Raw genomic sequence first — 232 nt, forward strand, 5'->3', positions numbered from 1 at the left:
TCCATGCTAGTAGTTCGACGATATTGAACGTCGTTGATAATCTAGGTGGCGGGTTCGTGCCTATTGTGCTTATTTGCTCAGTCTTCACTTTGTTCGTTTTGGCGGTATTCGGACCTGAGGCAGCGTTGGCTTTTGCATTTGGTAAGCCAGCAAGGTTGTACATTTTCTCAATGTGTTCAACGTAGGCTTTACGGATGTTGACGAAGCGTTCTTCTTGATTAAAGTAGTAATC

General features: G+C 44.0%; 1 protein-coding gene. It reads left to right on the forward strand.

The genetic code is table 11. The features are described from left to right. On the forward strand, nucleotides 1–185 hold a 185-nt coding region (locus tag AAEY88_RS15665), incomplete at its 5' end, for a hypothetical protein (RefSeq protein WP_350563877.1). Nucleotides 186–232 lie beyond the last annotated feature (47 nt).

The sequence above is a fragment of the Psychrobacter sp. CAL346-MNA-CIBAN-0220 genome (assembly GCF_040309805.1).
Lineage (GTDB): Bacteria > Pseudomonadota > Gammaproteobacteria > Pseudomonadales > Moraxellaceae > Psychrobacter.